Origin of the sequence: Cupriavidus sp. SK-4 (assembly GCF_000611125.1) — a bacterium.
In the GTDB taxonomy this organism is placed as follows: domain Bacteria; phylum Pseudomonadota; class Gammaproteobacteria; order Burkholderiales; family Burkholderiaceae; genus Cupriavidus; species Cupriavidus necator.
In genome coordinates, this window is the sequence record NZ_JFJW01000081.1 from 35,917 (window position 1) to 60,825 (window position 24,909).

General features: G+C 67.2%; 29 protein-coding genes and 1 riboswitch. Of the genes, 24 read left to right on the forward strand and 5 right to left on the reverse strand.

Annotation, left to right across the window (positions count from 1 at the left end; genetic code table 11):
- Positions 1 to 197 precede the first annotated feature (197 nt).
- From tolA to ybgC, 4 genes are all read right to left on the reverse strand, one after another.
- The gene (gene tolA, locus CF68_RS17570; RefSeq protein ID WP_051591570.1) at positions 198 to 1,220 is read right to left on the reverse strand and encodes a cell envelope integrity protein TolA; all 1,023 of its coding nucleotides are present in this window, start codon (positions 1,218 to 1,220) and stop codon (positions 198 to 200) included.
- Positions 1,221 to 1,256: 36 nt separating this feature from the next.
- Positions 1,257 to 1,700, reverse strand: a complete 444-nt coding sequence (tolR, locus tag CF68_RS17575) for a protein TolR (protein WP_035821068.1) — start codon at positions 1,698 to 1,700, stop codon at positions 1,257 to 1,259.
- Between the two features lie 71 nt (positions 1,701 to 1,771).
- A complete protein-coding gene (gene tolQ / locus CF68_RS17580) occupies positions 1,772 to 2,455 on the reverse strand; it encodes a protein TolQ (protein ID WP_035821070.1) in 684 nt (227 codons plus the stop codon).
- Positions 2,452 to 2,856 carry a tol-pal system-associated acyl-CoA thioesterase gene (ybgC, locus tag CF68_RS17585; protein WP_010813741.1) on the reverse strand — a complete coding sequence of 135 codons (405 nt, stop codon included), beginning with the start codon at positions 2,854 to 2,856 and terminating at the stop codon, positions 2,452 to 2,454. The genes tolQ and ybgC overlap by 4 nt, the downstream gene beginning before the upstream one ends.
- A 155-nt stretch (positions 2,857 to 3,011) precedes the next feature.
- Positions 3,012 to 3,157: riboswitch (ZMP/ZTP riboswitch) on the forward strand.
- 127 nt (positions 3,158 to 3,284) lie between these two features.
- Here ybgC and glyA point away from each other — a divergent pair.
- The 17 genes from glyA to CF68_RS17665 all read left to right on the forward strand — a co-directional run bounded on the left by glyA (position 3,285) and on the right by CF68_RS17665 (position 19,157).
- Positions 3,285 to 4,532, forward strand: a complete 1,248-nt coding sequence (gene glyA, locus CF68_RS17590; RefSeq protein WP_035821072.1) for a serine hydroxymethyltransferase — start codon at positions 3,285 to 3,287, stop codon at positions 4,530 to 4,532.
- 156 nt (positions 4,533 to 4,688) lie between these two features.
- Entirely contained in the window at positions 4,689 to 5,156 is a 468-nt protein-coding gene (gene nrdR / locus CF68_RS17595; RefSeq protein ID WP_010813743.1) for a transcriptional regulator NrdR, read from the forward strand.
- Between the two features lie 131 nt (positions 5,157 to 5,287).
- Positions 5,288 to 5,917, forward strand: a complete 630-nt coding sequence (pilV, locus tag CF68_RS17600; RefSeq protein ID WP_035821074.1) for a type IV pilus modification protein PilV — start codon at positions 5,288 to 5,290, stop codon at positions 5,915 to 5,917.
- 1 nt (position 5,918) lies between these two features.
- Positions 5,919 to 6,953: a PilW family protein gene (locus CF68_RS17605; RefSeq protein ID WP_035821077.1), complete on the forward strand. Its 1,035-nt coding sequence runs from the start codon at positions 5,919 to 5,921 to the stop codon at positions 6,951 to 6,953.
- On the forward strand, positions 6,950 to 7,558 hold the full coding sequence (locus tag CF68_RS17610) for a PilX N-terminal domain-containing pilus assembly protein (RefSeq protein ID WP_035821080.1): 609 nt from the start codon (positions 6,950 to 6,952) through the stop codon (positions 7,556 to 7,558). Before CF68_RS17605 ends, CF68_RS17610 begins: the two co-directional genes overlap by 4 nt.
- Before the next feature lie 35 nt (positions 7,559 to 7,593).
- Positions 7,594 to 11,436 (forward strand): pilus assembly protein, encoded by a 3,843-nt coding sequence (locus tag CF68_RS17615; protein WP_035821083.1) that lies wholly within the window; start codon positions 7,594 to 7,596, stop codon positions 11,434 to 11,436.
- Positions 11,433 to 11,888: a type IV pilin protein gene (locus CF68_RS17620; protein WP_035821085.1), complete on the forward strand. Its 456-nt coding sequence runs from the start codon at positions 11,433 to 11,435 to the stop codon at positions 11,886 to 11,888. Before CF68_RS17615 ends, CF68_RS17620 begins: the two co-directional genes overlap by 4 nt.
- Positions 11,888 to 12,421, forward strand: coding sequence for a GspH/FimT family pseudopilin (locus CF68_RS17625; protein WP_035821129.1), 534 nt, complete (start codon positions 11,888 to 11,890; stop codon positions 12,419 to 12,421). Before CF68_RS17620 ends, CF68_RS17625 begins: the two co-directional genes overlap by 1 nt.
- Before the next feature lie 128 nt (positions 12,422 to 12,549).
- On the forward strand, positions 12,550 to 12,942 hold the full coding sequence (locus CF68_RS17630; RefSeq protein WP_035821088.1) for a hypothetical protein: 393 nt from the start codon (positions 12,550 to 12,552) through the stop codon (positions 12,940 to 12,942).
- Positions 12,939 to 13,853 carry a PilW family protein gene (locus tag CF68_RS17635; RefSeq protein ID WP_035821090.1) on the forward strand — a complete coding sequence of 305 codons (915 nt, stop codon included), beginning with the start codon at positions 12,939 to 12,941 and terminating at the stop codon, positions 13,851 to 13,853. Before CF68_RS17630 ends, CF68_RS17635 begins: the two co-directional genes overlap by 4 nt.
- A complete protein-coding gene (locus CF68_RS38435) occupies positions 13,847 to 14,035 on the forward strand; it encodes a hypothetical protein (RefSeq protein ID WP_235205801.1) in 189 nt (62 codons plus the stop codon). Before CF68_RS17635 ends, CF68_RS38435 begins: the two co-directional genes overlap by 7 nt.
- Positions 13,983 to 14,450: a pilus assembly protein gene (locus tag CF68_RS17640; protein WP_235205802.1), complete on the forward strand. Its 468-nt coding sequence runs from the start codon at positions 13,983 to 13,985 to the stop codon at positions 14,448 to 14,450. Before CF68_RS38435 ends, CF68_RS17640 begins: the two co-directional genes overlap by 53 nt.
- Positions 14,447 to 16,297, forward strand: coding sequence for a PilC/PilY family type IV pilus protein (locus tag CF68_RS17645; RefSeq protein ID WP_035821092.1), 1,851 nt, complete (start codon positions 14,447 to 14,449; stop codon positions 16,295 to 16,297). The genes CF68_RS17640 and CF68_RS17645 overlap by 4 nt, the downstream gene beginning before the upstream one ends.
- Positions 16,294 to 16,752 carry a prepilin-type N-terminal cleavage/methylation domain-containing protein gene (locus CF68_RS17650; protein WP_035821094.1) on the forward strand — a complete coding sequence of 153 codons (459 nt, stop codon included), beginning with the start codon at positions 16,294 to 16,296 and terminating at the stop codon, positions 16,750 to 16,752. Before CF68_RS17645 ends, CF68_RS17650 begins: the two co-directional genes overlap by 4 nt.
- 7 nt (positions 16,753 to 16,759) lie before the next feature.
- On the forward strand, positions 16,760 to 17,308 hold the full coding sequence (locus CF68_RS17655; protein WP_035821096.1) for a GspH/FimT family pseudopilin: 549 nt from the start codon (positions 16,760 to 16,762) through the stop codon (positions 17,306 to 17,308).
- A gap of 52 nt (positions 17,309 to 17,360) precedes the next feature.
- Positions 17,361 to 18,476 carry a bifunctional diaminohydroxyphosphoribosylaminopyrimidine deaminase/5-amino-6-(5-phosphoribosylamino)uracil reductase RibD gene (ribD, locus tag CF68_RS17660; protein ID WP_035821098.1) on the forward strand — a complete coding sequence of 372 codons (1,116 nt, stop codon included), beginning with the start codon at positions 17,361 to 17,363 and terminating at the stop codon, positions 18,474 to 18,476.
- A gap of 60 nt (positions 18,477 to 18,536) precedes the next feature.
- Positions 18,537 to 19,157, forward strand: a complete 621-nt coding sequence (locus tag CF68_RS17665) for a riboflavin synthase (RefSeq protein WP_035821100.1) — start codon at positions 18,537 to 18,539, stop codon at positions 19,155 to 19,157.
- Between the two features lie 9 nt (positions 19,158 to 19,166).
- Here the strand turns inward: CF68_RS17665 and CF68_RS17670 are convergent, their stop codons facing one another.
- Positions 19,167 to 19,409 carry a hypothetical protein gene (locus tag CF68_RS17670; RefSeq protein WP_035821103.1) on the reverse strand — a complete coding sequence of 81 codons (243 nt, stop codon included), beginning with the start codon at positions 19,407 to 19,409 and terminating at the stop codon, positions 19,167 to 19,169.
- A gap of 481 nt (positions 19,410 to 19,890) precedes the next feature.
- Between CF68_RS17670 and CF68_RS17675 the strand changes: the two genes are divergently transcribed.
- The 7 genes from CF68_RS17675 (at position 19,891) to CF68_RS17705 (ending at position 24,837) form a co-directional block, all read left to right on the forward strand.
- Positions 19,891 to 20,172: a hypothetical protein gene (locus CF68_RS17675; protein ID WP_235205803.1), complete on the forward strand. Its 282-nt coding sequence runs from the start codon at positions 19,891 to 19,893 to the stop codon at positions 20,170 to 20,172.
- Between the two features lie 19 nt (positions 20,173 to 20,191).
- The gene (locus CF68_RS17680; RefSeq protein WP_035821131.1) at positions 20,192 to 20,779 is read left to right on the forward strand and encodes a hypothetical protein; all 588 of its coding nucleotides are present in this window, start codon (positions 20,192 to 20,194) and stop codon (positions 20,777 to 20,779) included.
- The gene (locus CF68_RS17685; protein WP_035821106.1) at positions 20,776 to 21,021 is read left to right on the forward strand and encodes a hypothetical protein; all 246 of its coding nucleotides are present in this window, start codon (positions 20,776 to 20,778) and stop codon (positions 21,019 to 21,021) included. The genes CF68_RS17680 and CF68_RS17685 overlap by 4 nt, the downstream gene beginning before the upstream one ends.
- Positions 21,022 to 21,315: 294 nt before the next feature.
- Entirely contained in the window at positions 21,316 to 22,425 is a 1,110-nt protein-coding gene (ribBA, locus tag CF68_RS17690; protein ID WP_035821108.1) for a bifunctional 3,4-dihydroxy-2-butanone-4-phosphate synthase/GTP cyclohydrolase II, read from the forward strand.
- A 72-nt stretch (positions 22,426 to 22,497) separates the two neighbouring features.
- Positions 22,498 to 22,998, forward strand: coding sequence for a 6,7-dimethyl-8-ribityllumazine synthase (gene ribH / locus CF68_RS17695; RefSeq protein WP_035821110.1), 501 nt, complete (start codon positions 22,498 to 22,500; stop codon positions 22,996 to 22,998).
- Complete coding sequence (gene nusB / locus CF68_RS17700) at positions 22,991 to 23,509, forward strand: transcription antitermination factor NusB (protein WP_035821112.1); 519 nt, start codon at positions 22,991 to 22,993, stop codon at positions 23,507 to 23,509. Before ribH ends, nusB begins: the two co-directional genes overlap by 8 nt.
- 146 nt (positions 23,510 to 23,655) lie before the next feature.
- Positions 23,656 to 24,837 (forward strand): pyridoxal phosphate-dependent aminotransferase, encoded by a 1,182-nt coding sequence (locus tag CF68_RS17705; protein WP_035821114.1) that lies wholly within the window; start codon positions 23,656 to 23,658, stop codon positions 24,835 to 24,837.
- Positions 24,838 to 24,909: the final 72 nt, after the last annotated feature.

A 24,909-nucleotide genomic window follows, 5' to 3' on the forward strand; every position in this document is an offset into this window, starting at 1 on the left:
GTCGATTTCAAGTTTCGTCGGGCACGGCAGGCAATCGGCAACACGGGCAAATGCGGCATTGCAGCGCGTGGCGCATGCCCCGTCTGCGTGCGTATTGCACACTGCCGGCCGCGTCAGGCAACCTGTCATGCTAGCGCTGGGACCAAGACCCGGCGATGAAGGTTGCATTATGTTGCAAATCATGCCGCCCAGGCCACTCAGTCCTTCGGCCGGAAGGTAATGGTGAAACTGGCCGGCGCCTTGCCGTTCTCATCACGCGGCAGCGGGTCGGAACGTTCCACCGCGCGCAGCACGGCATTATCCCAGCCCGAGTTGCCGCTGGACTTGGACAGCCGCGCCGACAGCAGCGAACCATCCGGTGCCAGCTGCACCGACACCACCGCGGTCGGGTTGCCCGGCACGTCCTCGGTAAAGACGATATTCGGCTTGACGCGGCGGCGCACGCGGTCGGCATAGCCCGGCGACGCCTTGCCACCGCCGCCGGCACCGGCGCCGGCGGTATTGCCCACGCCGCCACCGCCCGCGCCGGAGCCGCCGGCCAGCGCCTGCAGGCGCGCCAGCTCGCTCTTGCGCTGGGCATTGGCCGCAGCCTCGCGCTTGGCCTTGGCGTCGGCGTCCGCCTTGGCTTTGGCCTTGGTCTCGGCGTCAGCCTTGGCCTTGGCGTCCGCCTGGGCCTTGGCCTTGGCGTCCGCTTCCTTGCGTTCTGCTTCCTTGCGCTCGGCCTGTTCCTTGCGCTGCTGTTCCTGCTGCGCAGCCTTCTTCTTCGCGTCGTCCTTGCGCTGGGCTTCCCTGCGCTCGGCCTCGCGCTGCTCCGCTTCCTTGCGCTCGGCTTCCTTGCGTTCCGCCTCTTTACGCTCGGCTTCCTTGCGGGCAGCCACCTGCTTGCGCTCGGCCTCTTCGCGCGCTGCCGCCTCGGCACGGCGCTTCTGGCGTTCCAGCGCGATGTCGGCGTCGTCCTCGACCTTGCTCTTCACCTCGGGCAGCGGCGGGGCCGGGCGCGGCTGCACCACCGGCTCCGGTGGCGGCGGCGGGGGCGCGGTGGCGGCCGGAATCTCTTCCCACAGCTCGGCCTCGGCGCCGACGGGGGTGCTGCTCTGCAAGCGCACGCCGTAGTACAGCACGACGGCCAGCAGCATGTGCATGAAGAGCGCGAACAGGAAGGAACGCAGGGTTCCCCGCTCCTTGACCGGCTGGTAGGGATAGGCGGCGACGGTCTTCATCAGGCGCAACGGCAATCAGATAGGCGCTTCAATGCGTCAGGAGGTCTTGGACTTGACCATCAGGCCGACGCGCTTGATGCCGTCGGCTTTCAGGATCGACATCACGTCCAGCACCGCCTCGTACTTGACCGCGCGGTCGGCGGCAATCACCACCGGCTGGTCGGGATTCTCGTTCTGGCGCTGGTGCACGAAGTCGAGCAGGCCCTGCTTGTCGAGCTTGCGCTCAAAGGAGTTGCCGGCGTTGTCCTTGCCGCGCGCGGTGAGCTGGCCGCTCTCGTGCACGGTGACCACGATCGGCGGCGCCTTCTGCTGCGGCGTGGCGTTGGCCACGGTGGGCAGGTCGACGGTGGCGGGGCTCACGATCGGCGCCGCCACCATGAAGATGACCAGCAGCACGAGCATGACGTCGATATACGGCACGACATTGATCTCGGCGCTGGCCCGGCGGCGCGAGCCGCCGCGGCGCTGAATGGCTGCCATTGCAGGACTCCTGGAAACGCCGGCCCGGGCTTGCGCCCGGACCGTCTGGATTAGATTCGGTACGTGTGCAGTTAGCGTGCCTGCCGTTGCAGGATGTTCAGGAACTCTTCCATGAAGCTCTCGAACCGGATCGCCAGGCGGTCGATCTCCGTGGCGTAGCGGTTGTAGGCGATCACCGCAGGAATGGCCGCGAACAGGCCGATCGCGGTCGCCACCAGTGCCTCGGCGATACCGGGGGCCACCGATGCGAGCGTCGCCTGCTGCACATTCGACAGACCGCGGAAAGCGTTCATGATCCCCCAGACCGTGCCGAACAGGCCGATATACGGGCTCACCGAACCCACCGACGCCAGGAACGGCAGATGCGATTCCAGCACATCCATCTCGCGCTGGTAGGCCGCGCGCATCGCGCGCCGGGCCGCATCGAGCAGCGCGCCGGCTTCGTTGCCGCGCTCGCGCGCCTTCAGGAACTCGCCCATGCCGGATTCAAAGATCCGCTCCAGCGCGCCGGTGTTGTGGCGGTTGTTGACGGCACTGTTATATAGCGCCTGCAGGTCGCCACCGGCCCAGAAGTCGCGTTCGAACCCCTCGGTCTGGGTGCGCGCCGAGCGCAGCGCCAGGTGCTTGCGGAAGATATAGGTCCACGAAAACAGCGACATGACGAGCAACAGCACCATGACGGCCTGTGCCAGCAGGCTGGCGTGGAGCACCAGCGTTACGATCGACATGTCTTGCGTGACGGTCACGGGATTCATCGTGCGGACTTGATGGTAGCTAGAACGGGGTCGGGAATCGGGGCGGGACGGAAAGTGCTTCGATCGACACACCCAACACGGATCGCGCCGGAGGCCAGCATCAGCTCGCCACGCCAGGCTTCCTGGGTGAACTGGACCGACGCCGGGCCGACCCGGTCGATGCGCGTGCGGATCTCGAGCTGGTCATCCAGCCGGGCGGGCGCATTGTAGTCCACCGCCGTGCTGCGGACGATAAAGACCACGCCCGCCTCGTCGGCGAGCGACTGCTGCTCGATGCCGAGCGCACGCAGCCACTCGGTGCGGGCGCGCTCGAAGAACTTCAGGTAGTTGGCGTAGAACACTACGCCGCCCGCGTCGGTGTCTTCCCAGTACACCCGCAGGGTCCAGACAAAGTTTGTCATGGCCGCGATTGTAACGGAGAGCGCTAGCGGTTTCGTGTAAACCCGCATGACGACTTTGCAACAGCAAGTTGCTGGCCAGCCCTTGCCAGTGCTTGCCTGGCGGGGCCGACGGCTTGCGGCGGGCGCCCGCCTCGCGCTACACTGCGCGCAACCATTCCATCTTGCGCGACTGGCGAAGTCAGTGGGCACTACCACGAGGAAGCGCAAGTTCTCTGGCGTGACGTTCATTGCGCGTTCGCGTAACGTTCAGCACGCCTAGGCGTGAAGTTGCTTGCGCCTGCCGCTCGCCTGGGCAGCGAATGGGAAGCAGGGTGCGCCCTGCACCGACGGTTACAACGTGCCGCCGGTGCTGGTCGCCGCTAGCCTTCCCCGCGCGCCCTACCCCCGATGCGTGAATCGGATTCCCTATTTTTCAGACGAGTTTCGCCATGTTCGAACGCAGCCGTTTTACGATCGACCAGATCGACCCCGAGGTCTTTGCCGCCATCCAGCAGGAGAACCAGCGCCAGGAAGACCACATCGAGCTGATCGCCTCCGAGAACTACACCTCGCCGGCCGTGATGGCCGCCCAGGGTTCGCAGCTGACCAACAAGTACGCCGAGGGCTATCCCGGCAAGCGCTACTACGGCGGTTGCGAGTACGTCGACGTGGTCGAGCAGTTGGCCATTGACCGCGTCAAGCAGCTGTTCGGCGCCGAAGCCGCCAACGTGCAGCCCAACTCGGGCTCGCAGGCCAACCAGGGCGTGTACTTCGCCGTACTCAAGCCGGGCGACACCATCATGGGCATGAGCCTGGCCGAGGGCGGCCACCTGACCCACGGCATGGCCCTGAACATGAGCGGCAAGTGGTTCAACGTGGTCAGCTACGGCCTGAACGCCCAGGAAGACATCGACTACGACGCGCTGGAAAAGCTGGCGCAAGAGAAGAAGCCCAAGCTGATCATCGCCGGCGCCTCGGCCTTCGCCCTGCGCATCGACTTCGAGCGCATCGGCAAGGTTGCCAAGTCGATCGGCGCTTACTTCATGGTCGACATGGCCCACTACGCCGGCCTGATCGCCGCGGGCGTCTACCCCAACCCGGTGCCCCACGCCGACTTTGTCACCACCACCACGCACAAGAGCCTGCGCGGCCCGCGCGGCGGCGTGATCCTGATGAAGGCCGAGCACGAGAAGGCCATCAACTCGGCCATCTTCCCCGGCATCCAGGGCGGCCCGCTGATGCACGTGATCGCCGGCAAGGCGGTTGCGTTCAAGGAAGCGCTGACGCCTGAGTTCAAGGAATACCAGCAGCAAGTGGTGAAGAATGCCGCCGTGCTGGCCGAGACCCTGATCGCGCGCGGCCTGCGCATCGTCTCGGGCCGCACCGAAAGCCACGTGATGCTGGTCGACCTGCGCGCCAAGAACATCACCGGCAAGGAAGCCGAGCGCATCCTGGGCGAGGCGCATATCACCGTCAACAAGAACGCCATCCCCAACGATCCGGAAAAGCCGTTCGTGACCTCGGGCATCCGCCTGGGCTCGCCGGCCATGACCACGCGCGGCTTCAAGGAAGAAGAAGCCCGCATCGTCGGCAACCTGATCGCCGATGTGCTGGACAACCCGCACGACGCCGCCAATATCGCCAGCGTGCGCGAGCAGGCGGCAGCCCTGACCAAGCGTTTCCCGGTCTACGGCTGATGCATCGAGGCCGCCCATGCGGATTTCGCATGAGCGGCCGGCAGCTCCGCAAGCCGGCGCCCTCGGGCACCGGCTTGCGGGCCTCGCCAACCCGCCCCGCCTCCGCAGAACGACAACACGGACAAGGCGACGGGGTTCAACTGAAGGTGGTCCGGCATGAAATGCCCCTTTTGCGGTCATTCCAATACCCAGGTACTCGACACGCGCATGTCGGAAGACGGCGATGCCGTGCGCCGGCGCCGCCGCTGCGAAGCCTGCGACCGCCGCTTCACCACCTATGAGCGGATCGAGCTGTTCTTCCCCGCCATCGTCAAGAAAAACGGCTCGCGCGTGGACTACACCCGCGCCAAGCTGAAGGATTCCATGCGCCTGGCGCTGCGCAAGCGCCCGGTCTCGGCAGAAGCCATCGACGAAGCCATCACCCGCATCGAAGAAAAACTGCTGGCCCTGGGAGAGAAGGAAATCCCCAGCAGCCAGGTCGGCGAGCTGGTGATGCGCGAATTGCGCAAGCTCGACAAGATCGCGTATATCCGCTTTGCTTCGGTGTACCGGAGCTTTGAGGACGTGTCGGAATTCCGCGACGTGCTGGACGAGTTTGCGGCGTCCACCCCTCGGAAGGGGTAGCAAAAGTAACAAAATCGTTGTTTAATCCCCGTTGCATTTCCGCAAGGCCCGCTATCGCATATTAAAAGGGCCGGGATTGCAGACCAAAAAAAGAAGTTAACGAAGTCGGACGTCTTTTGACGGGGGTCAGAATGGGTCAACGCTGCCGCGGGGCAGCCGGCTTTGCCATGCTCGAAGCATTGGTGGCAATCGTCGTTCTGGCGGTTGGCGTGCTCGGCGTCGCCAGCCTGCTGCTGAATTCATCCCGCTTCACGCAACAAGCTTCCTACGACACCACTGCCATGCAGCTGGCCACCGAAATGGCCGAGCGCATGCGTGCCAATCCGGCCGTCTCGCAAACCGGCGCGGCGGCGGAAGCCATCACCCCGAACCGCTACTTCATCGACACGGCCACCGGGCAGCCACCCGCGCTCACGGCGGCAAATAGCCCGTACGCTGTCGCCTGCCCGGGCACGGCGGCCGGGTGCGCACAACAACTTGCGGATTTCGATGTCGCCGAGTTCTGGGAGCGTGTCAGCACAGGCCTGCCTGGCGGACGCGCCGTGATTTGCCGGGACATGGTCGCCTACGACCAGACCACCGGCTTCTCATGGGGATGCACGCCATCGGCCACTGGCCGCCCGGACGACGCACCGATTGTCATCAAGATCGGCTGGATCTCGCGGCTTGCCGCCAAAACCGTCGCGGCACGGGTCGACATGTCCGATATGGGCACGCGCCCCCAGGTGGTCATCGTGGCCACGCAGGGCACGGTGAACTGACATGCGGAACGCCAGGACGTATCTCAACGCCGGCCGGCATCGTCAGCTGGGGCTGTCGCTGGTGGAGCTGATGGTGACGATGACGCTGAGCCTGCTCCTGATCATGGCTGCCGCGGCGCTCTACCTGACCGGGCGAGCCAACTACAACAGCATCGACGACACCACTGCGCTGGACGAGAAAGGCCGCTTTGCGGTGGATACCGTGGTGCGGATCGTGCGCCAGGCCGCCTGGAGCAACTATGCAGGCAACAGCGCCGCGGCCTCGCCCGGCGCCAGCGGGCCGCCTGCGCCCAGCCCTGGAGGCGTCATGCTCACCACCACGAGCCTGTCGCCGACCATCAGCGGCCTCGACAGCTGCGGCGCCCCCACGCAAGACCTCGGCAACCCGGCGCAAAACCTCGCGTGTCCGGCCCAAGCGGGCGCCGTGAACAAGAGCGATGTGCTGCAGGTCCGCTTCTTCGGTTCCGGCACGCAGCAGGACCGCACCGTTCCGGACAACAGCATGATCGACTGCTCCGGCAACGGCGTCGCCGAGCCGCAGGCCTGGGAAGACGCAGATCTCGCGCGCGGCATGGCGGTCTTCTATGTCAGCAACGATGCCAGCGGCATGCCTCAGCTGATGTGCGGCTATCGTCCACGGGACGCCGCCAACAAGGAAATCCTCACGGCCGGCACGGCATACCAGGCTGTTTCGCTGATCTCGGGCGTCGAAGTCTTCCAGGTGCTCTACGGCGTGGATACGAATTTCGACCAGACCCCGGACCGCTTCCTGTCGGCCACCGAGGTGCTGGCCCTGCCCACCACCTGGCAGAACGTCGTCGCCATAAAGATGGCCATGGTGCTGATGGGCGATACCGCCAGCGCATCGCCTCAGGATCCGCCAACCTTCCGCCTGTTTGGGCGCCTGTTCCCTGGCTCGCCGGGCAACGACACGTCCTTCACGCCGGCCACGCAACTGCAGCGGATGCGACGCCTGTACACGGTCACCGTGCAGCTCCGGAACATGGCCACCTGCACCACCTGCTCGCCGACATGAACGCCCGCACCGCGCACCCCAACCCGCGTGGCATCGCGCTGATCACCGCCCTGGTGATGCTGCTGGTCATCAGCGTCATCGCCATCGCCGGTGCCCGGCTGGCCATTGGCAGCAAGCGCATGGCATCGAACCAGCGCGACCGGGACCTGGCTCAGCAAGCGGCCGAGGCAGCCTTGCTCGATGCGGAAATCGACATCCAGGGTGTCTCCGCCCCAAGCACGCGGTCGGCCATCTTCTCCGGCACAACGATGAATGTGCTGCCGTTCGTGGCGGGCTGCAATACGGGCGTCACAGGCGCCTCACCCTTCCAGGGATTGTGCGACCCGGTGCTCGACGGCACGCCGAACTGGCTTGCCGTTGACTTCAGCCAGGCTGGCGCCAACGCACGCACCACCGCCTATGGCACCTTCACCGGCCGCAGCTTCCCGACCGCGACCGGCGGGCTGCTGCCTGCCGCCCTGCCGCGCTACATCATCGAGCCGATCAGCGACATGTCGCCAGGCGCGAGCGAGGGCGCATACATCTTCCGCGTCACGGCCGTCGGCTTTGGCGCAAACCCGGCGACCCGGGTCATGTTGCAGTCGTACTACCGAAAGGGGGAATGAATGGCAACGTCCATGCCTGTCGCGGAGCTCGGCAAATGAGCCGCATCCGGAAATTCATTTTCGCGGCAATGGCTGCGTTTCTCAGCCTGCCCGCCGGCGCGCTGCTTGCCGCAACAGAACAGAGCAGCCTCGCGACCGTCAAGATCGCGCAGGCGCCGCTGTACGGCCGCAATCAGAATATCCATCCCAACCTGCTGCTGACGCTCTCGGTGGAGTTCCCCACGGTTGGGGCAGCCTATCGTTCCGGCACGTATTCGCCGACCACCGAATACATTGGCTACTTCAATCCGCTCAAGTGCTACAACTACAGCGGAGGCGCCAGCAATGGCTATTTTGTCATCGCTGGCGACGCCAACACGGCCGATCACACATGCACGGGCCAGTTCAGCGGCAACTTCATGAACTGGGCCACGGCCTCCGCCATCGATATGCTGCGATACGCGCTGACCGGGGGCGACCGCGTGGTTGATACCGCCACGCAGACCATCCTGCAACGTGCCGTGCTGCAGGAAAGTTTTTTCAACAGCAACTCCTACTTCCCCCGCAAGACTTACGACAAGGCGTCCTCGGTCACGCCTTTCAGCAGCAGGACCCTGTACATCACTTCATGTGGCAACAAGGTGTTCTTTGGGGACAGCACCGAGTCCGGCGCCAGTTGCGCGAGCCCCGGCAAATACAAGAACCAGGGCACCTACCTGGTACGGGTGCAAGTCTGCGATGCAAGCGAAGCCAAGTCCCGCACCGATCTCTGCAAGCTGTATCGCACCGGGTACAAGCCGACTGGTGAAATGCAGCGCAATGCGGACAAGGTCCGCTTTGGCGCGTTTGGCTACCTGAACGACAGTGCCAATACCCGTTATGGCGGCGTCTTGCGGGCGCCCCTGAAGTATGTGGGGCCAAACACCGTCGATAGCAATTTCAACCAAGCCAGCAACCTGCGCCGGGAATGGGATGACGACGGCGTATTCATCCAGAACCCCGAGAGCGCGTCAGAGAACATCAGCGGCGTCATCAATTACCTGAATCAGTTCGGGCGTTCCGGCGCCTACAAGTCATTGGATCCGGTCGGCGAACTCTACTACGAGAGCATCCGCTACCTGCAAGGCCGGCAACCAACGCCCGAAGCCATCGACAACGCCAGCGCCTACAAGGATGGATTTCCGGTCTATACGCAATGGACGGATCCCATCCTTGCCAGCTGCCAGAAGAACTACGTCCTTGCCATTGCCGATATCAATACGCACTGGGACCGATACATCCCTGGCAACACCAGGACGACCTACCTCTCCGGTGGCAAACAGGTCTCTGCCAACGACTCGGCAAGGCCGGCGGACGCGATATCGAAATACAGCAAGTACAGCTTCGATGTCACGAGCTGGACGCAGGCGGTGGCCGATCTTGAGAGTTCGGGAACATCCGGCAACAGCCGCCCCGACACCTCGCTCGCTAACCTGGCTGGCGCCGACACTGGCTCCGGCGGCCACGGCACCTACTATATGGCCGGCGTCGCGTATTGGGCCCATACCTACGGCTTCCGCCCGGACATGCCGGAATTGCGCGTCACCACGTTCAGCATCGACGTCAATGAGAACGGGAACGGCAGCGTTGGCGACGAACAGCGCCGCAGCCAGATGTACCTGGCGGCAAAATACGGCGGCTTTGACGACCAGAACGGTGATGGCAATCCGTTCCGCACCAAGGGCGCCAGCGGCGCCACCGTCACCAGCAATGCCGAATGGGAATCGTCGGGCGGATCGAATGTCCCCGCCAACTGGTTCCTGGCCGGGCAGCCGGCCGCCATGATCGCTTCCATCAAGAAGGTCTTCGCGCAAATCGTCAACGCAGCCGGCACTTTGTCTGGCGTGGCACTGACCTCGTCCCAGGTGGCGAGCGACACCCTTTTGTTCACTCCCGGATTCGACCAGCGATGGAACGGGCGCCTGTCGGCACTGGCGGTGACCAATGATCCCAACACCGGCGTTCAGGTCTCCAATACCGAAGCCTGGGAGGCCGGCAAGGTGCTGACTGCCCGCACCGTTGCCCGCAATCTGCTGACCTGGGTCCCGTCGGGCACGGCCGACAATTCAGGAACCGGCGCGGGTGCGGGCGCCACCTTCGAATGGAAATCTCTCAACGCCGCGCAGAAGGCTGCACTGAAGATCACGCCGACAGAGACTGACACCGTGGCCCAGGGCCGGCTCAGCTATCTGCGTGGCGAGCGCAGCCAGGAGCAATCCACCGGCAGCACGGGGACCATGCGCTTGCGCGACTCACTGCTGGGCGACATCGTCAACTCGGGCCCCGTCTACATGGCGGCCCCGTCCAGCACCATCGCCGAAAGCGACTACAGCGCGTTCTACAAGGCCCACAGCCAACGTACCGCCGCCGTTTACATCGGCGCCAACGATGGCATGCTCCACGCCTTCAATGCGGCCAATGGCTCTGAACTGTTTGCCTACGTGCCAAACGCAGTGTTTGCCAACCTGGCCCAGCTGACCTCGCCGAGCTATATCCATCGGCCGTACGTGGACGCCACGCCTGCCGTGGCGGAAGCCAGGGTGGGCAACGCCTGGCAGACCGTGCTGGTCTCTGGCATGGGTGGCGGCGCGCAAGGCCTCTTTGCGCTGAATGTCAGCGATCCCGCCAGCGTCGGAACCGGCAATGTTTTGTGGGAGTTCACGGACAAGGATGATGCCGACATGGGCAACGTCATGTCGCCGCCCCAGATCGTCAAGCTGTTTGCCGGCAAGGACTCCGACAACAAGCCCGTGTACAAGTGGTTTGCCATGACGGGCAACGGCCTGAATGCCAACGATGCGGATGGCGCGAGCAATCCGGCCGCGCCTTCGGTCTTGTTTGTCGTGGCACTGGACAAGCCGGCCGGGACGCCGTGGCAACTGGGCGTCAATTACTGGAAGATCTCGATGGCAGCGGACGCCACCGCCAGCATTGCCAACGGGCTGAGCTCGCCGGCGCTGGTGCGGCTTACCGACGGGCAGACCGTCGCCGCCTACGCCGGCGACCTCCAGGGCCGCCTCTGGAAGTTCATCCTGAATGGCGGCCCATCCACCTGGAACGCTGCCGGGGCCCTGCCCTACTACGGCGGCGGCAACTACGGCCGGCCGCTGTTCCAGGCCCGCGATGCCAGCGGAAAAGCACAGCCGATCACGGTCCAGCCCAAATGGGTCTACGCGCCCGGAGGCTACATGGTGGTGTTCGGCACCGGGAAGTACCTGGAGCCTGCCGACACCATCACCACCGGCACGCTGACCCGGAACGCCATGTACGGCATCTACGATGCGGGAGGCTCCCAGTCGATCGCAGACCGCAGCATGCTGAACCCGGTCACCTTGACCCGCAACAGCAAAGGCGCTTACGAATATTCGTCACGCAGCTATAGCCTCGGCTCAAAGACTGGGCAGAAGGCGGGGTGGTACTTTGATTTCCCGGGCAACGGAGAACGCCAGGTCACCGCACTCGTGCCAGCCTACGGAAAGATCTGGTTCAACTCGCTGATGACCGGCGATGATCTTTGCGGCGCCTCCAGCAACAGTGGCCGCTATCAGATCAATGCACTGACCGGCATGCCCGCCACGGGGACATCGACCGGCGATCTCTCCACCTTCGGCATCCTGGGTGCGCCAGTGCTGATCCAGACCAAGACCACGGTGGATCCACAACGCAATGCGGTTGGCCAGATCACTACGCTGAAGTTCATCGACGTGTTCTCGTTCGGCGCATCGGGTGGCGGCCGCAGCGGAGGCGCGTCGTTGTCCAGCAGGCCGCTTGTGTCCGGCAACACAGCCACCGACGGGGGGCACCCCACCACCGGGCGCCTTGGCTGGCGCGAGATTCGTAATTTCGGAGCCGCAAAATGACGCTCTGCCACCGTGACTGGCGTCGCCACGCCAGCGGCTTCACGCTGATGGAGATGCTGATTGCCATCGCCATCCTTGGCATCCTCGCCGGCATTGCGTATCCCAACTACGCCGAACATGTTGCCCGCGGGCGCCGCACCGAAGCCAAGGCCGCATTGATGACGGCCATGCAGGCGCTGGAGCGTCGTTACGCACAGGCCAACTCCTATGTCGACCCCGCCGACAGCACGCGCGCCTGGCGCGGCTTCCCGCAAGCCTCGGAAAGCGGCAACTACACGATCGCATCCGGCGCGTGCGCAGCCCTGGCATTCACCGAATGCGTGCAGGTCAGCGCCACGCCCGTCATCGCCGACAACCGGTGCGGCACGCTGCTGCTGCGCAGCACCGGCGAGCGCGGCGTGCTGATCAACAATGTCACCGCCTTCGCGAACCTGCCCCAGGGGTGCTGGTGATGCGCGCTCAAGCCCCCCAACCTCAGACCGGGTTCACGCTGATCGAGCTGCTGGTCACGCTGGTCGTGCTGGTCATCCTCGCCGGCATGGCGGCACCCGCCTACACCTCCTTCATTCAGCGCAACACGCTTGCCACTGAAGCAGACGCGCTGGCTTCGTCGCTTTCCCTGGCACGGGCCAGTGCGCTATCGCGCAATAGCTGGGTCACCGTTGCGCCCGTCAGCAATGACTGGCGCAACGGCTGGACTGTCTGCCTGAACCCCAATCGAAACGCGGACTGCACCGGCCAAACCGTGCTGGTTCAGCATGTCCCCTCCGCCCAGGGATTGACCGTAGCATTCTCCAGCACGCCGCAGTCGGGGATCCTCTCCTACTCGCCCGTAGGCTATACACGCACGCTGGCAGATGCGATGCAGTCTGCCCAGGTGCTGATGGGACTGGGCACCGGCAACCAGAAACTCATCGATATCAGCCAGTTGGGCAGGGTCCGCGTATGCGCGCCCGTGCCGACACAAGCCACGGTGTGCCAGTAAGCGAGGCTGCCTGGTAGCTGCTCCCAGGAAGACCGAAACAACATTCCGCAATTCCTTCACGCTTAGGCACGTATTCGCCTGCCCGCGACAGCTAGTCTGACGGTCCCTGCCAGTCTCGGTGACCGTCCATGCCGGATCTTCGCAAGCCAGCACAGCAACCAGCCCGCCCGCACCGCGGACCGCGCTACGCCAACCGCCTCGCGGGCTTCGCGCTGCACGAAACGCTGTGCGCGCTGATCGTCCTTGGTGCCGGGCTGATGCCAATGATGGGGCTGGCGCCGAAGGCGCTGGCCCAGCTGCGCGAACTCGACGCGCTGGCCCAGGCCGCCCGCCTTGCCGTGGAAATAGCTGAGCTGGATGCTGCGCAGCCGGCACTGCAAAGCGGGCGGCCAGACCTCTGGTCGAGCCGGTGCGGAAGCAACCCGGCGTTTCCGTGCCCGGGAAATTCGCGACTGATCATGGCAGGACGGCTTGGCGGGCAGGCCGGCATACCCGCGGTCGCCTTGTGGATTCAGCCATGAGGCGGGACGCATCCAGGGCATTCTCGCTGGTCGAGCTGCTGGTCGGACTGATGCTCGGCCTGATCGTCACCGCGGCAGCCGTTGCGGCATTCCATGCCACACGTACCGCCTACCTCACCGCCACCGACCGCATCCTGCTTGAAGAGCGGGGCCAGCGCGCCCTGACGATCATCGCCTCGCTGCTGCGCCAGTCCGGCTGGCCGGGCGAGCCCGTATCCGCCGCCGACTACCCAGCGCTGCCGGCCGTCAGCGGGGCCGACGACTGCGGCCAGCCCGCCATCGGATCTGTGCCGTCCTGCGCCAAGACCGGCGTCGGCCGCAGCGATGCGCTGCTGGTCCGCTTCAGCGGCAGCGGCCTGCCGGCTGCGCCGTCGCAGCCGGATGAAACCATGACCGACTGCAGCGGCTACGCCGTCGCCGCACGCATGGCCGGTGCTGACGCAAACGGCGGCTACGTCGCAGCCAACCTGATCTATGTCGCGGCGGGCAGCGATGGCATGCCGCAACTGCTGTGCCGGTACCCGGCACGCCGCGGTGGCGTGATCGACGGCATTGGCTGGACCTCCGGCGCGCTGGTCCGCGGCGTTGAATCGCTGCAAGTGCGCTACGGCCTGGATACGGATCGCGACGGCCGGGCCGACCGCTTCGAGACGGCATCCGCGATCCATTCGCTGGATGAATCCGTCTGGCATCGCGTGGTGGCCGTGCAGATTGCCATTGCCGTGCGCGGCGACCGCCCTGGTTCGGCGGCGACAAGCCTGGGCAAAGGCGCCGACCCATTGCCAGCACCCGGCACCGCCGCCGGCGATCTGGCGCTGGCGCCGCCGTCGCAGGCCGGCACCGCCCGCCGCGTCTTCGCCACCACGGTGCGGCTGCGCAATGCGCCACGCTGCCAGGAGACGCTGTGCTAGCCTTCCGCCTTCCACGTCGCCGCAACGCGGGCGCCGTCACGCTGCTGCTCTGCGCCACGATGCTGCTGCTGGTGGTGCTGATCGCTGCCGGCACGCTGCACATGCTGCTGGGCGCGGCAACTTGCCGTCATGCAGCTCGAACGCGAAATCGCATTCCGGGCCGCCGAGGTCGCGTTGCTTGATGCCGAGTCGGACCTGCTTGCGGCGGCCGCATCGCAACACATGATGGTCCGGCTCGGCATTTGGCCGGCACCGGGACACTGCGGCAGCGGCCAGCAGGCTGGCGTGTGCCGGCCTGCCGTGACCGGCCCGCCCGTGTGGCAGCCCTGGCTGCTGGCCGACACCAGCGCGGACGCCGTCGGCGTGCCATTCGGCCGCTTCACCGGTGCGACGCTGCCGGTGCTGCCCGCGGGTGCCGCCGGCACGCGCGAACTGCCGCGGTATGTCGCCGATATCCTGGAAGAGGCACCGTCCGGCTACAGCGCTCCGGATGCCCCTTCCGCCACCACGCCGGCACCACGGATCCGGATCACGGCCATCGGCTTCGGCCGCAGCCGCGCCGTGCGTGCCGTGGTACAGAGCGTGATCCAGCCGTGAATCGCCTCGTTGCCGTTGCCCTCGCCTGCCTGGCCATCGCCATTGCACCGGCGTCTGCCGCCACCGGATCCGAGGCAGGCCGGCTGCCCCTGGCTTACCGGACCACGGCGGGCGCGTATCCGTGGACCGGGCGCTTGTTCGCTGTCGGCTGGCAAGGACCGGCGCCAGTGCTGTCGCCATATTTATGGGAAGCCGGCGCGAGCCTCGACCATCGGCCTGTTGGATCGCGTCGCATGTTCACGTCGTCAGCGTCGCCGCAGCGCGTCATCGCGCTGCAAGGGGATGCCATCGATGCTGCCTTCCGGAATACGGATAGCGCGGACATGCTGAACCGCCTTGACAGCGCTCGGCTCGAATGGCTGCGCGGCGACCGCACCCAGGCGGGCCTGCGCCAGCGCGACACGCGACTCGGCAATGCCGCAGGCGCGCGCGTGCGGGTGGTGGCGCCTCCGGCCTGGGCGCCTGGCAAACCCGGGCACGCCGGCTTTCGCGCGCGCTACAGCCTGCGCCCGCACGTCGCCTGGCTGGGCACCAACGATGGCCTGCTGCACGGATTCGATGCCGTGACCGGCGAGGAGCGCGCCGCCTATCTGCCCGGCGTGCTGTTGCCCTATGCCGCCGCCACGCCGGCGAACGACGCGCCGCTGGTGCCCGCGCCCTGCCCTCGCCCCGAAGCGCAGGATGTGACGATCCATGGCGAGTGGCGCACGGTCTTGTTGTGCGGCATCCCTGGCAGCGCCAGGGCCGGCAACCCCGCGGCGGCGTTCGCGCTCGACCTTTCGGATCCCGACGGTCCGATGCCCTTTGCATTGCTGTGGGAGATCGCCGCCACAGACACATTGCCACTATCTGCACGCGGCCCGGTGCGAACCGCCGGCATCCCTGGCCAGGACGGATTGCGCTGGTACGCAGTCGTGACGCTGGCTGCGGCGACCCATGACAAGTCGGAGTCAGCCCGTTCCGGCCTAGCACTGCTGCCATTGGACAAGCCTGCCGGGGCGGCATGGGCCGGGCAGTACGCTGTCCGCACGTTGCCATTGCCGGAGCACGACTGCCTGGGCCGACCGGCGACCGGCAACCTGGTGGCGGTCAGCGTGCTGTCCGACATGACAGGCACGGCACGCGCCGCCTATGCGACTGACGATGCCGGCCAGCTATGGCGCTTCCCGCTCGCCGACGCGCCCCAGCCGGGCGGTGCGCCTGCCGTGTCATGCCTCCACCGGATGCAGACGCCGGCGCAACCGCTCATGCCTGAAGCGCCCGGGCTGCTCGGATCGCCGACTGCGCCGGTCGTGGTCTATGGCGCGGGCAACGAACTTGCAGCGGTGCCCGACCTGTCGTCCTCGCGCGGCGCCACTGCGGTCCCGTTGGTGCAAGTCGCGGCGCAGGCCGGAGATGGCGGACACATCCTGCGCGCGCAGCCTGCCGGCGCCGGCGATGCAGGCTGGCACCTGACCCTGCCCCATGCCGGCGAACAGTTGGTGGAGGTCCAGCCGGTCTTCCCCGGCTATCTGCTGTTCGTGACGCGCACGCCCGATGGCGCGCAACGCAGCTACCTGGTGCTGGCGGCGACCGGGGAATCGGTCACCCAGAGCGGCACCGGCGAACGCCTGCACGTGGCCACCGGCCAACTGCTGCCTCCAGGCGCCAGCGTGCTCGTGACCGCTGCCGAATTGCCCGCCTCACCGCCACAGCCGGGCCGCACCGCGCGCCAGGCTTACGAGCTGTCGCTGTGGGCTGTCGATGGCAACACGGTCACGCGGGTGTCGCAAACCACGGGCAGCCGGCGCACCGGGCGCCTGCGCTGGCGCGAGCTCGTCGGACCGGCACGGGAGGATTTGCCGTGACTACCGCGGCGCCTGCCTCCCGTCCCCGGGCCGGGTTCAGCCTGGTCGAGCTTGCGGTTGCGCTGGCCGTCCTCGCCATCCTCGCGGCCATCGCCGTGCCCGCATGGCACGGCCACCTGATGCGGGGATGGCGGGCGCAGGCCCGTACCGCGCTGACCGAGGGCATGCTGCAACTGGAGCGCCACGCCGTCGGCGCCATGACGTTTGCCGCCGAACCCGGTGGCGAAGGGGCCGCCGGGGAATGGCCACTTCCCGTACCGGCCACCGGCACCGTGCGTCATATCGTGACAGCCGCGGCATGCCCGCAGGCTGGCCTGGATACCTGTGTTGAGTTGCGTGCCGTCCCGCAGCGGCCCGACCCGGAGTGCGGCGTGCTGATCCTGCGCAGCACCGGACAGTGGCTGACGCTGCCCGAAGGTGAGGCCGTGCCGCGACCGCTTCCGTCCAATTGCTGAAGGCACAATGAACAGCCACGCACCCCGCCGCCGCCATGGCCTGACCCTGGCCGAGCTGCTCGCCGGCCTGGCCATCCTGGCACTGCTGGCGGCGGCATCCCATCCGGTGTTCAGCGGCCTGCTCGCCCGGCAGCAGGTCACACTGGCGGCGGACCGGCTGGCGGCATCGCTGGCGCTGGCGCGGGCCACCGCGCTGGCGCGCCGCCTCGAGGTGACGCTGCAGCCGCTGCCGGGCGAGGCGACCCTGGGCCCTGGCTGGCAATTGGTCGCGGCAGACGGCGACCCGGAGCGCCGCGCGGTGCTGGCCGTGGTCGAACCGGGCATGCCCTGCCTGTGGGTGACGCTGCGCCAGACCGCCCGCGGCACGAATGTGCTGAAATTCCTGCCTGTGGGATACTCTCGATCTGAGCAGGGCGGTTTCCAGGCCGCCACTTTCACGCTCGGCTGCCGTGGCGAGCAGCGGCAAGTCAGGCTGGGCGCGCAGGGACGTATCCGACTCTGCACCCCCGGCCGCGACGCTGACTGCGATGCGACGGAGTCCTCCGGACCACCATAACCCGGCAGCCCTGTATTCCAGATCGCTGCGCCAAGGCAAACGCAACCGCCGAATGTTTTCCGATACCGACCACGCCGCCATGGAACAGGCACTCGCGCTCGCCGCGCGGGGCATGTTCATCACCACGCCCAACCCGCGCGTCGGCTGCGTGCTCGTCAAGGATGGCCAGGTCATCGGCCAGGGGTTCACCCAGCCGGCCGGGCAGGACCATGCCGAGATCCAGGCGATGAAGGACGCGCTGACGCGCGGGCTGGACCCGGCCGGCTCCACCGCCTATGTCACGCTGGAGCCGTGCAGCCATTTCGGACGCACGCCGCCGTGCGCCGAAGCGCTGGTGCGCGCGGGCGTGGCGCGCGTGGTGGCGGCCATGGAAGATCCCAACCCGTCGGTATCCGGGCGCGGCCTGCAGCGGTTGCGCGAGGCCGGCGTCGACGTGCGCTGCGGCCTGCTGGAAAAGGAAGCGCGCGACCTGAATATCGGCTTCGTCTCGCGCATGACGCGCGGGCTGCCATGGGTGCGCGTCAAGGTGGCGGCATCGATGGACGGCGGCACCGCGCTGCATGACGGCACCAGCCAGTGGATCACCGGCCAGGCCGCGCGCGACGACGGCCATGCCTGGCGCGCACGTGCGTGCGCCATCCTGACTGGCATCGGCACCGTGCGCGACGACAACCCCGCGCTGACGGTGCGGGCCATCGCCACGCCGCGCCAGCCGCAGCGGGTGCTGGTCGATTCGCGGCTGGAGGTCCCGCTGGACGCGCAGATCCTGACGCCGGACACCGGCGAGTTCGCCAAGCCGGTGCTGGTGTTCTGCGCGATGGAGGACCGGCAGCGCCAGCGCGCACTGGAAAGCCGCGGCGCCGAAGTCGTGGTCCTGCCCAACCCGCACGGCAAGGTCGAGTTGCGCCGCATGCTGGAAGAACTCGGCCGGCGCGGCATCAATGAGCTGCACGTCGAGGCCGGCTTCAAGCTCAACGGTTCGCTGGTGCGCGAGCATTGCGCCGACGAGCTGCTGATCTACCTCGCGCCCAAGCTGCTGGGCGATGCCCAGGGCATGTTCAACCTGCCGCCGCTGGCGCGGCTGCAGGACGCCGTGCAGTTCCGCTGGCATGAGATCCGGCAGATCGGCGACGACCTGCGGCTGATCGCCCGGCGTAACGACGCGTAGTGCGACACACACCGGCACCGCGTATCCTGATTCCAAATACCCAAAGCAGAAGACACCACCATGTTTACAGGCATTGTCGCGGCAGTCGGCCGCATTGAATCCATTACCCCACTGGGCGCCGCCGATGCCGGCGTGCGCTTGCGCATCGCCGCGGGCGGGCTGGACCTGTCGGACGTCATCATCGGCGACAGCATCGCCATCCAGGGCGCCTGCATGACCGTGATCGCCATGGCGCCCGACAGTTTCGACGTCGAAGTCTCGCGCGAGTCGCTGGACAAGACCGTGGGGCTGGAGAGCACCGGCCGCGTCAACCTAGAAAAGGCTCTGCGCCTGGCCGACCGCCTCGGCGGCCACCTGGTGTCCGGGCACGTCGACGGCCTGGGCGAGGTCGTGCACTTCGCGCCGGTGGGCGAATCGCATGAACTGCGCATCCGCGCCCCGCGCGAGCTGGCACGCTACCTGGCCTACAAGGGCTCGGTCGTGGTCAACGGCGTGTCGCTGACCGTCAACCGCGTCAATGACGAAGCCGACGGCTGCGTGTTCTCGATCAACCTGATCCCGCACACCGTGGAAGTCACCACGCTGCAGGAGCTCAAGCCGGGCGCGCGCGTGAACCTGGAGATCGACCTGATCGCCCGCTATGTGGAGCGGATGCTGTCGACCGCGCAGGCCCCCGCGTAATACCGCGGGCTACCTGCCCTCGTCGGGCACGTTATAGGTCTCGCGCAGCTTGTCGGTGAAGGGACGCAGCGCTTCCACGCAGGCGCTGCTGTTGCCGCCTTCCATCGTGGACAGGCTCCAGTTGCAGCCGCCGGCGTCCGGCGCGTGCCAGACCACGTCGCCAAAGCAGGTGCCTTCGCAAGCGGCAAACTTCGATTGCTCGGCGCGTACCAGGGCACGCAGTTCGGCCTTGTTCTTGATCTGCCTCGACATCGTTGTCTCCCTTTGTTGTGCAAAGTCTGCGGGCGCGATCAGGCCGGCGCCCTGATTTGAAGTCCGAGCCGCCGCTTGCCAGCGCGGCGGCATTCAGGGCGGGGCGTGCCCTTTTGTCCGGAGCATACGCTGACAACCCCCTCCTGTGGCAATTTGCTTGCGCGGTCGCCCCCCGGGAAAGGTGCGCCGCGCATGGCCCGGCAGCTTTGTTGTAAGTCAGCTGGTTCCTGCAACGCCCGAGGCCTAGAATGGTTAAGCAGCGCTTGCAGTCCATGTATGCCCACAGGCGCTCGCCACTCGTTCCCGGGCTTCCCCCCTCGACAACGTCTAGCACCGGTGACTGCTGAAGTCACTCACGGGGACCACCTGGACCTTCATGCACCTCTGCCCGCCGCGCCGCGCTCGTCCGCGAGCTGGCGCTCCCGCCGTTGCTTTCAACTGCCGGCCGGATTGCTGCCCGGCACCCATGAAGGAAACCACCGTGCCCGATCCCACCGCCAGAATCCTGTATCAGCGACTTCCGGCCACGCGCCTGCTGCGTGACCGGCACCCCACTGCGCCGATGCGAGCGCGCCTGGGCTTTGTGCGCCTGGCCGCGACCCACCTGCACCGTGCCGCCACGCTGCTGATCGACTGGGACCAGGCCGTGGGCGACGGATGGCCGCGGCTGCAGCCGCCGTCCTCACCCCTGGCGAAGACATTCCGGCGCCCCGGCGCCCGGCGTTTCGCAGGCTTTCCGTGGTCCAGCGGCAAATGGACCTGACACCAAGCGAGGCATGACCATGAGCACCCTGCTGTATTTCCGGCTGACCGACATTGCCGCGGCAAGGCGCGCGCACGCGCAGCTTGGCGAGCTGGCAGCGACTCGCGCACGCATCGACGGGCCATGGTTCTTCCAGCGCGACGACCAGCCGGCCGAGGGCCTGCCCTCGCCCCACGCGGCGCAGATCACCTATCGCAATGAAGTCGCGGCAGCCGGCCTGGTCGCCGGCGCACTGCTGGTGGCCTGGATCGTGTTCCGCTACGGCACGCCGGCCAACGCGGCCACGGGCTTCATGGCCTACCTCGGCGGCATGGCGCTTGGCGCCGTGGTCGGCCGGTGGCTGGGCAGCGTGATCGGTGCCGGCATCATGCGCGCCGGCCTGCGACGGCAGAAGCGGCAAATGGCGGCAGGCCAGCTGATGATGATCTGCGCGTGCGACCCGCACGCAAAAGGGCGGCTCTGCGAGATCGCCCAGGATGCCGGCGCCGCCGCCATCGACCCACAGGATGGCCGGCTGCCCCTGCGCGGCTGGCTGACGGACCGCCACTGGCCCGCATGGCTTGCAGGCCATGGCCAGCGTGCTGTCCCACACAGGAAACAAGCATGAGCGAGAGTTTTTTCTATCAGCATTGCCACGTTGTCGTGACACTGGCCGAGGTCACCTTCGGCAAGTGGGAATGGACCTATGCGCTGGACGCGCATGCCAGGTTCACCAAACCCAACGCCGGCTTCCTCACGCGCGAGCTCGCGCTGGCTGACGCGACCCGCGCGGCCAGGGCGCGCATCGCCAGGACCTCGCGGCTGCGCGCCGCAGGCCACGACCGCGCCCCGCTGGCCGCCGCCGCATAGACCCCGGCCGAGCCCGGCGCCGGCGCACTGCCGGCAACGGGGCGGCTCATGCAGCACCGCTCTCCCCACCCGCTTCAGGCAGGCGCCGTACTTTCCGGTGCCGCCGCCTCACGCCTTGCCTGCCTTGGCGTACAATACCCGGCTTGACTGGGCAACCTGCCGGGCGTATATGGCCTGGCCGGCCCGGCCCGACGCCCGCCTCAGTCCGGCCGCTTTCAACCGCGGCCATGGTTCCTGCCCCAGCTATTCGCCGGTTTTTCGCTCGATTCGCCCCAATTTGCCGTTCAGCACGCCATGAAAATCGCCTGTACCGAAGACATCATTGCCGACATCCGCGCCGGCCGCATGGTCATCCTCGTCGATGAGGAAGACCGCGAGAATGAAGGCGACCTGGTGCTGGCTGCCGATTTCGTCACACCGGAGGCGATCAACTTCATGGCCAAGCACGGCCGCGGGCTGATCTGCCTGACCCTGACCGCCGAGCGCTGCCGCCAGCTGGACCTGCACCCGATGGTCAGCCGCAACGGCACCCAGCACGGCACCAACTTCACCGTGTCGATCGAGGCCGCCGAGGGCGTGACCACCGGCATTTCCGCCGCCGACCGCGCCCGCACCGTGCAGGCCGCCGTCGCCCGCGACGCCAGGCCGGCCGACCTGGTCCAGCCCGGCCATATCTTCCCGCTGACGGCCCAGCCCGGCGGCGTGCTGATCCGCGCCGGCCATACCGAGGCCGGCTGCGACCTGGGCGCGCTGGCAGGCCTGACGCCGGCGGCCGTGATCTGCGAGATCATGAAGGACGACGGCACCATGGCGCGCCTGCCGGACCTGATCGAGTTCGCGCAGGAACATGACCTGAAGATCGGCACCATTGCCGACCTGATCCACTACCGCAGCCGCACCGAGAGCATTGTCGAGCGTGTGGGCGAGCGCGCCATGCAGACCCCCTACGGCACCTTCCACAGCATCGCCTACCGCGACAAGCCCACCGGCCAGGCGCACCTGGCGCTGGTCAAGGGTTCGCCCGCGCCGGACCAGGAAACGCTGGTGCGCGTGCACGAGCCCTTCTCGGTGCTGGACCTGCTGGAAGTGAAGTGCACCACGCATTCCTGGAGCATTCCGGCGGCAATGAAAGCCATCGCCGAGGCCGACAGCGGCGTGATCGTGCTGCTGAACTGCGGCGACTCGGCCGACCAGCTGTTCACGCAGTTCAGCGCGCTGGACGCGCCGCAGTCGCGCCCGCGCCGCAAGCCGGACCTGCGCACCTACGGCATGGGCGCGCAGATCCTGAAGGATGTTGGCGTGGGCAGGATGCGCGTGCTGGCGTCGCCGCAGCGCATGCCCAGCATGACCGGCTTCGACCTTGAAGTCACCGGCTACCAACCCATGAACGGTCAGGCCGACTGAGCCTGCGCCACCCGGACACCCCGGCAGCGCGCACCAGCGCCGTTGCCGCACCGAAAACTGGAGAACTGAACAATGGATCACGGCTTCTACCCCAGCAACCTCGACGGTGAAGGCCTGCGTATCGGCATCGTGCAGGCCCGCTTCAACGAGCCGGTCTGCGCCGAACTGCTCGAAGCCTGCGTGGCCGAGCTGGACAAGCTCGGCGTTGAGGGCGAAGACACCCTGGTGGTGACCGTCCCCGGCGCGCTGGAAATCCCGCTGGCGCTGCAGAAGATGTGCGAGAGCGGCCAGTTCGACGCCCTGGTCGCCCTGGGCGCCGTGGTGCGCGGCGAGACCTACCACTTCGAGCTGGTCTCGAACGAGTCGGGCGCCGGCATCACCCGCGTCGGCCTGGACTTCAATGTGCCGATCGCCAATGGCATCCTGACCGTGGATACCGACGAGCAGGCCCACGCCCGCACCCGCGAGAAGGGCCGCGACTGCGCCCGCGCCGCGGTGGAGATGGCCAACCTGGTCGTCGCGCTCGATTCGCTGCGCGGCCAGGAAGATGAAGACGAGGACGACGATGAGTGATACGTCGAACACCCCCGACAACGACGGCGGCAAGGCAGCCGGCGGCAAGCCCGCCGCGGCCCGCACCGAGGCCAAGGCACCGCCCAAGAGCGCGCGCCGCCGCTCGCGCGAGCTGGCGCTGCAAGGGCTGTACCAGTGGCTGCTGAACCGCAATGACATCGGCGCGATCCAGGCCCACCTGCATGATGCGCAAGGCTTCAACAAGGCCGACCGCGAGCACTTCGACGCGCTGCTCAACGGCGCGGTGCGCGAAGAAGCCCGCCTGACCGCCGCGTTCGAGCCGTTCCTGGACCGCAAGGTCGAAGAACTGTCGCCGGTGGAGCGTGCCGCCCTGCTGGTCGGCAGCTATGAGCTGGTGCACTGCCTCGACATCCCGTACAAGGTCGTGATCAACGAAGCCGTCGAGCTGACCAAGACCTTTGGCGGCGTCGAGGGCTACAAGTACGTCAACGGCGTGCTGGACAAGCTTGCCGCCCAGGTGCGCGCGGCCGAGGTCGCGGCGCGCCGCTGAGTTGCCAACCGAGCCGCCCGCGGGCCGGCCCACGCCATCACGGCTGGCTTGCGCCGGCAATGATGCAGACGACACCCGCCCCGGCGGGTGTTTTCATTCCTACCTACCCTCTTGCTGAACGGGCCCCGGGCCCGTCCCGGACCACCATGGACATGCAGCGCTTAGCCACCGCCTCCCGCCTCGCCAATATCGACGCCTTCCACGTGATGGAGCTGGCCAAGCAGGCCGCCGCGCTGGAGCGCGCCGGCCGCCATATCGTGCACATGGGCATCGGCGAGCCGGACTTCACCGCCGCCGAACCGGTGGTGCGCGCGGCCGAAGCCGCCATGCGCCGCGGCGTCACCCAGTACACCGGTGCGCTCGGCATCCAGCCGCTGCGCGAGGCCATCGCCGGCTATTACAAGACGGCCTACGGGCTGGATATCCCGGCCCGGCGCGTGATCGTCACGGCCGGCGCTTCGGGCGCGCTGCTGCTGGCGTGCGCGGTGCTGGTCGAGATCGGCGCCGAGGTGCTGATGCCCGACCCCAGCTACCCGTGCAACCGGCACTTCGTCGCCGCCTTCGACGGCGCCGCGCGCATGATCCCGAGCGGCCCGGCCGAGCGCTTCCAGCTGACCGCCACGCAGGTCGAGGCCAACTGGGGCGAGCAGACCCGCGGCGTGCTGCTGGCATCGCCCTCCAACCCCACCGGCACCTCGATCCTGCCCGACGAGCTCGCGCGCATCCTGCAGGCCGTGCGCGCGCGCAACGGCTTTGCCATCCTCGACGAGATCTACCAGGGCCTGTCCTATGACGCCCCGCCGGTCTCGGCACTGAGCCTGGACGAGAACGTGGTCACGGTGAACAGCTTCTCCAAGTACTTCAACATGACGGGCTGGCGCCTGGGCTGGCTGGTGGTGCCGGAGGCACTGGTGGAAGCCTTCGAGAAGGTCGCGCAGAACCTGTTCATCTGCGCCTCGGCCGTGGCGCAGTACGCCGCGCTGGCCTGCTTCACCCCCGAGGCCCTGGCGATCTACGACGAACGCAAGGCCGAGTTCCGCCGCCGCCGCGACCTGATCGTGCCAGCGCTGGAGTCCCTCGGCCTGCGCGTGCCGGTGCGCCCGGACGGCGCCTTCTATGTCTACGCGGACTGCCGCGGCGTCAACCACCCCGCCGCCGGCGATGCCGACCGGCTGACGCAGGCGATGCTGCACGATGCGGGCGTGGTCATGGTGCCGGGGCAGGATTTCGGCCCGCATACTGCGAAGGACTACATCCGGATCTCGTACGCGACCTCGCGCGAGAATATCGAGGAGGCGATGGCGCGCCTCGGCAAGCTGTTCCGCTGACCGGCCTCTGCCGCGGCTGAAGCAGGCAAAAGAAAAGCACCCCGCGGGGTGCTTTTCTGATTGGCGATACCA

Coding starts and splice junctions, on each gene's coding strand:
- tolA (WP_051591570.1), bottom strand. CDS start 1,220: ATGAAGACCGTCGCCGCCTATCCCTACCAGCCGGTCAAGGAGCGGGGA.
- tolR (WP_035821068.1), bottom strand. CDS start 1,700: ATGGCAGCCATTCAGCGCCGCGGCGGCTCGCGCCGCCGGGCCAGCGCC.
- tolQ (WP_035821070.1), bottom strand. CDS start 2,455: ATGAATCCCGTGACCGTCACGCAAGACATGTCGATCGTAACGCTGGTG.
- ybgC (WP_010813741.1), bottom strand. CDS start 2,856: ATGACAAACTTTGTCTGGACCCTGCGGGTGTACTGGGAAGACACCGAC.
- glyA (WP_035821072.1), top strand. CDS start 3,285: ATGTTCGAACGCAGCCGTTTTACGATCGACCAGATCGACCCCGAGGTC.
- nrdR (WP_010813743.1), top strand. CDS start 4,689: ATGAAATGCCCCTTTTGCGGTCATTCCAATACCCAGGTACTCGACACG.
- pilV (WP_035821074.1), top strand. CDS start 5,288: ATGGGTCAACGCTGCCGCGGGGCAGCCGGCTTTGCCATGCTCGAAGCA.
- CF68_RS17605 (WP_035821077.1), top strand. CDS start 5,919: ATGCGGAACGCCAGGACGTATCTCAACGCCGGCCGGCATCGTCAGCTG.
- CF68_RS17610 (WP_035821080.1), top strand. CDS start 6,950: ATGAACGCCCGCACCGCGCACCCCAACCCGCGTGGCATCGCGCTGATC.
- CF68_RS17615 (WP_035821083.1), top strand. CDS start 7,594: ATGAGCCGCATCCGGAAATTCATTTTCGCGGCAATGGCTGCGTTTCTC.
- CF68_RS17620 (WP_035821085.1), top strand. CDS start 11,433: ATGACGCTCTGCCACCGTGACTGGCGTCGCCACGCCAGCGGCTTCACG.
- CF68_RS17625 (WP_035821129.1), top strand. CDS start 11,888: ATGCGCGCTCAAGCCCCCCAACCTCAGACCGGGTTCACGCTGATCGAG.
- CF68_RS17630 (WP_035821088.1), top strand. CDS start 12,550: ATGCCGGATCTTCGCAAGCCAGCACAGCAACCAGCCCGCCCGCACCGC.
- CF68_RS17635 (WP_035821090.1), top strand. CDS start 12,939: ATGAGGCGGGACGCATCCAGGGCATTCTCGCTGGTCGAGCTGCTGGTC.
- CF68_RS17640 (WP_235205802.1), top strand. CDS start 13,983: ATGCAGCTCGAACGCGAAATCGCATTCCGGGCCGCCGAGGTCGCGTTG.
- CF68_RS17655 (WP_035821096.1), top strand. CDS start 16,760: ATGAACAGCCACGCACCCCGCCGCCGCCATGGCCTGACCCTGGCCGAG.
- ribD (WP_035821098.1), top strand. CDS start 17,361: ATGTTTTCCGATACCGACCACGCCGCCATGGAACAGGCACTCGCGCTC.
- CF68_RS17665 (WP_035821100.1), top strand. CDS start 18,537: ATGTTTACAGGCATTGTCGCGGCAGTCGGCCGCATTGAATCCATTACC.
- CF68_RS17670 (WP_035821103.1), bottom strand. CDS start 19,409: ATGTCGAGGCAGATCAAGAACAAGGCCGAACTGCGTGCCCTGGTACGC.
- CF68_RS17680 (WP_035821131.1), top strand. CDS start 20,192: ATGAGCACCCTGCTGTATTTCCGGCTGACCGACATTGCCGCGGCAAGG.
- CF68_RS17685 (WP_035821106.1), top strand. CDS start 20,776: ATGAGCGAGAGTTTTTTCTATCAGCATTGCCACGTTGTCGTGACACTG.
- ribBA (WP_035821108.1), top strand. CDS start 21,316: ATGAAAATCGCCTGTACCGAAGACATCATTGCCGACATCCGCGCCGGC.
- ribH (WP_035821110.1), top strand. CDS start 22,498: ATGGATCACGGCTTCTACCCCAGCAACCTCGACGGTGAAGGCCTGCGT.
- nusB (WP_035821112.1), top strand. CDS start 22,991: ATGAGTGATACGTCGAACACCCCCGACAACGACGGCGGCAAGGCAGCC.
- CF68_RS17705 (WP_035821114.1), top strand. CDS start 23,656: ATGGACATGCAGCGCTTAGCCACCGCCTCCCGCCTCGCCAATATCGAC.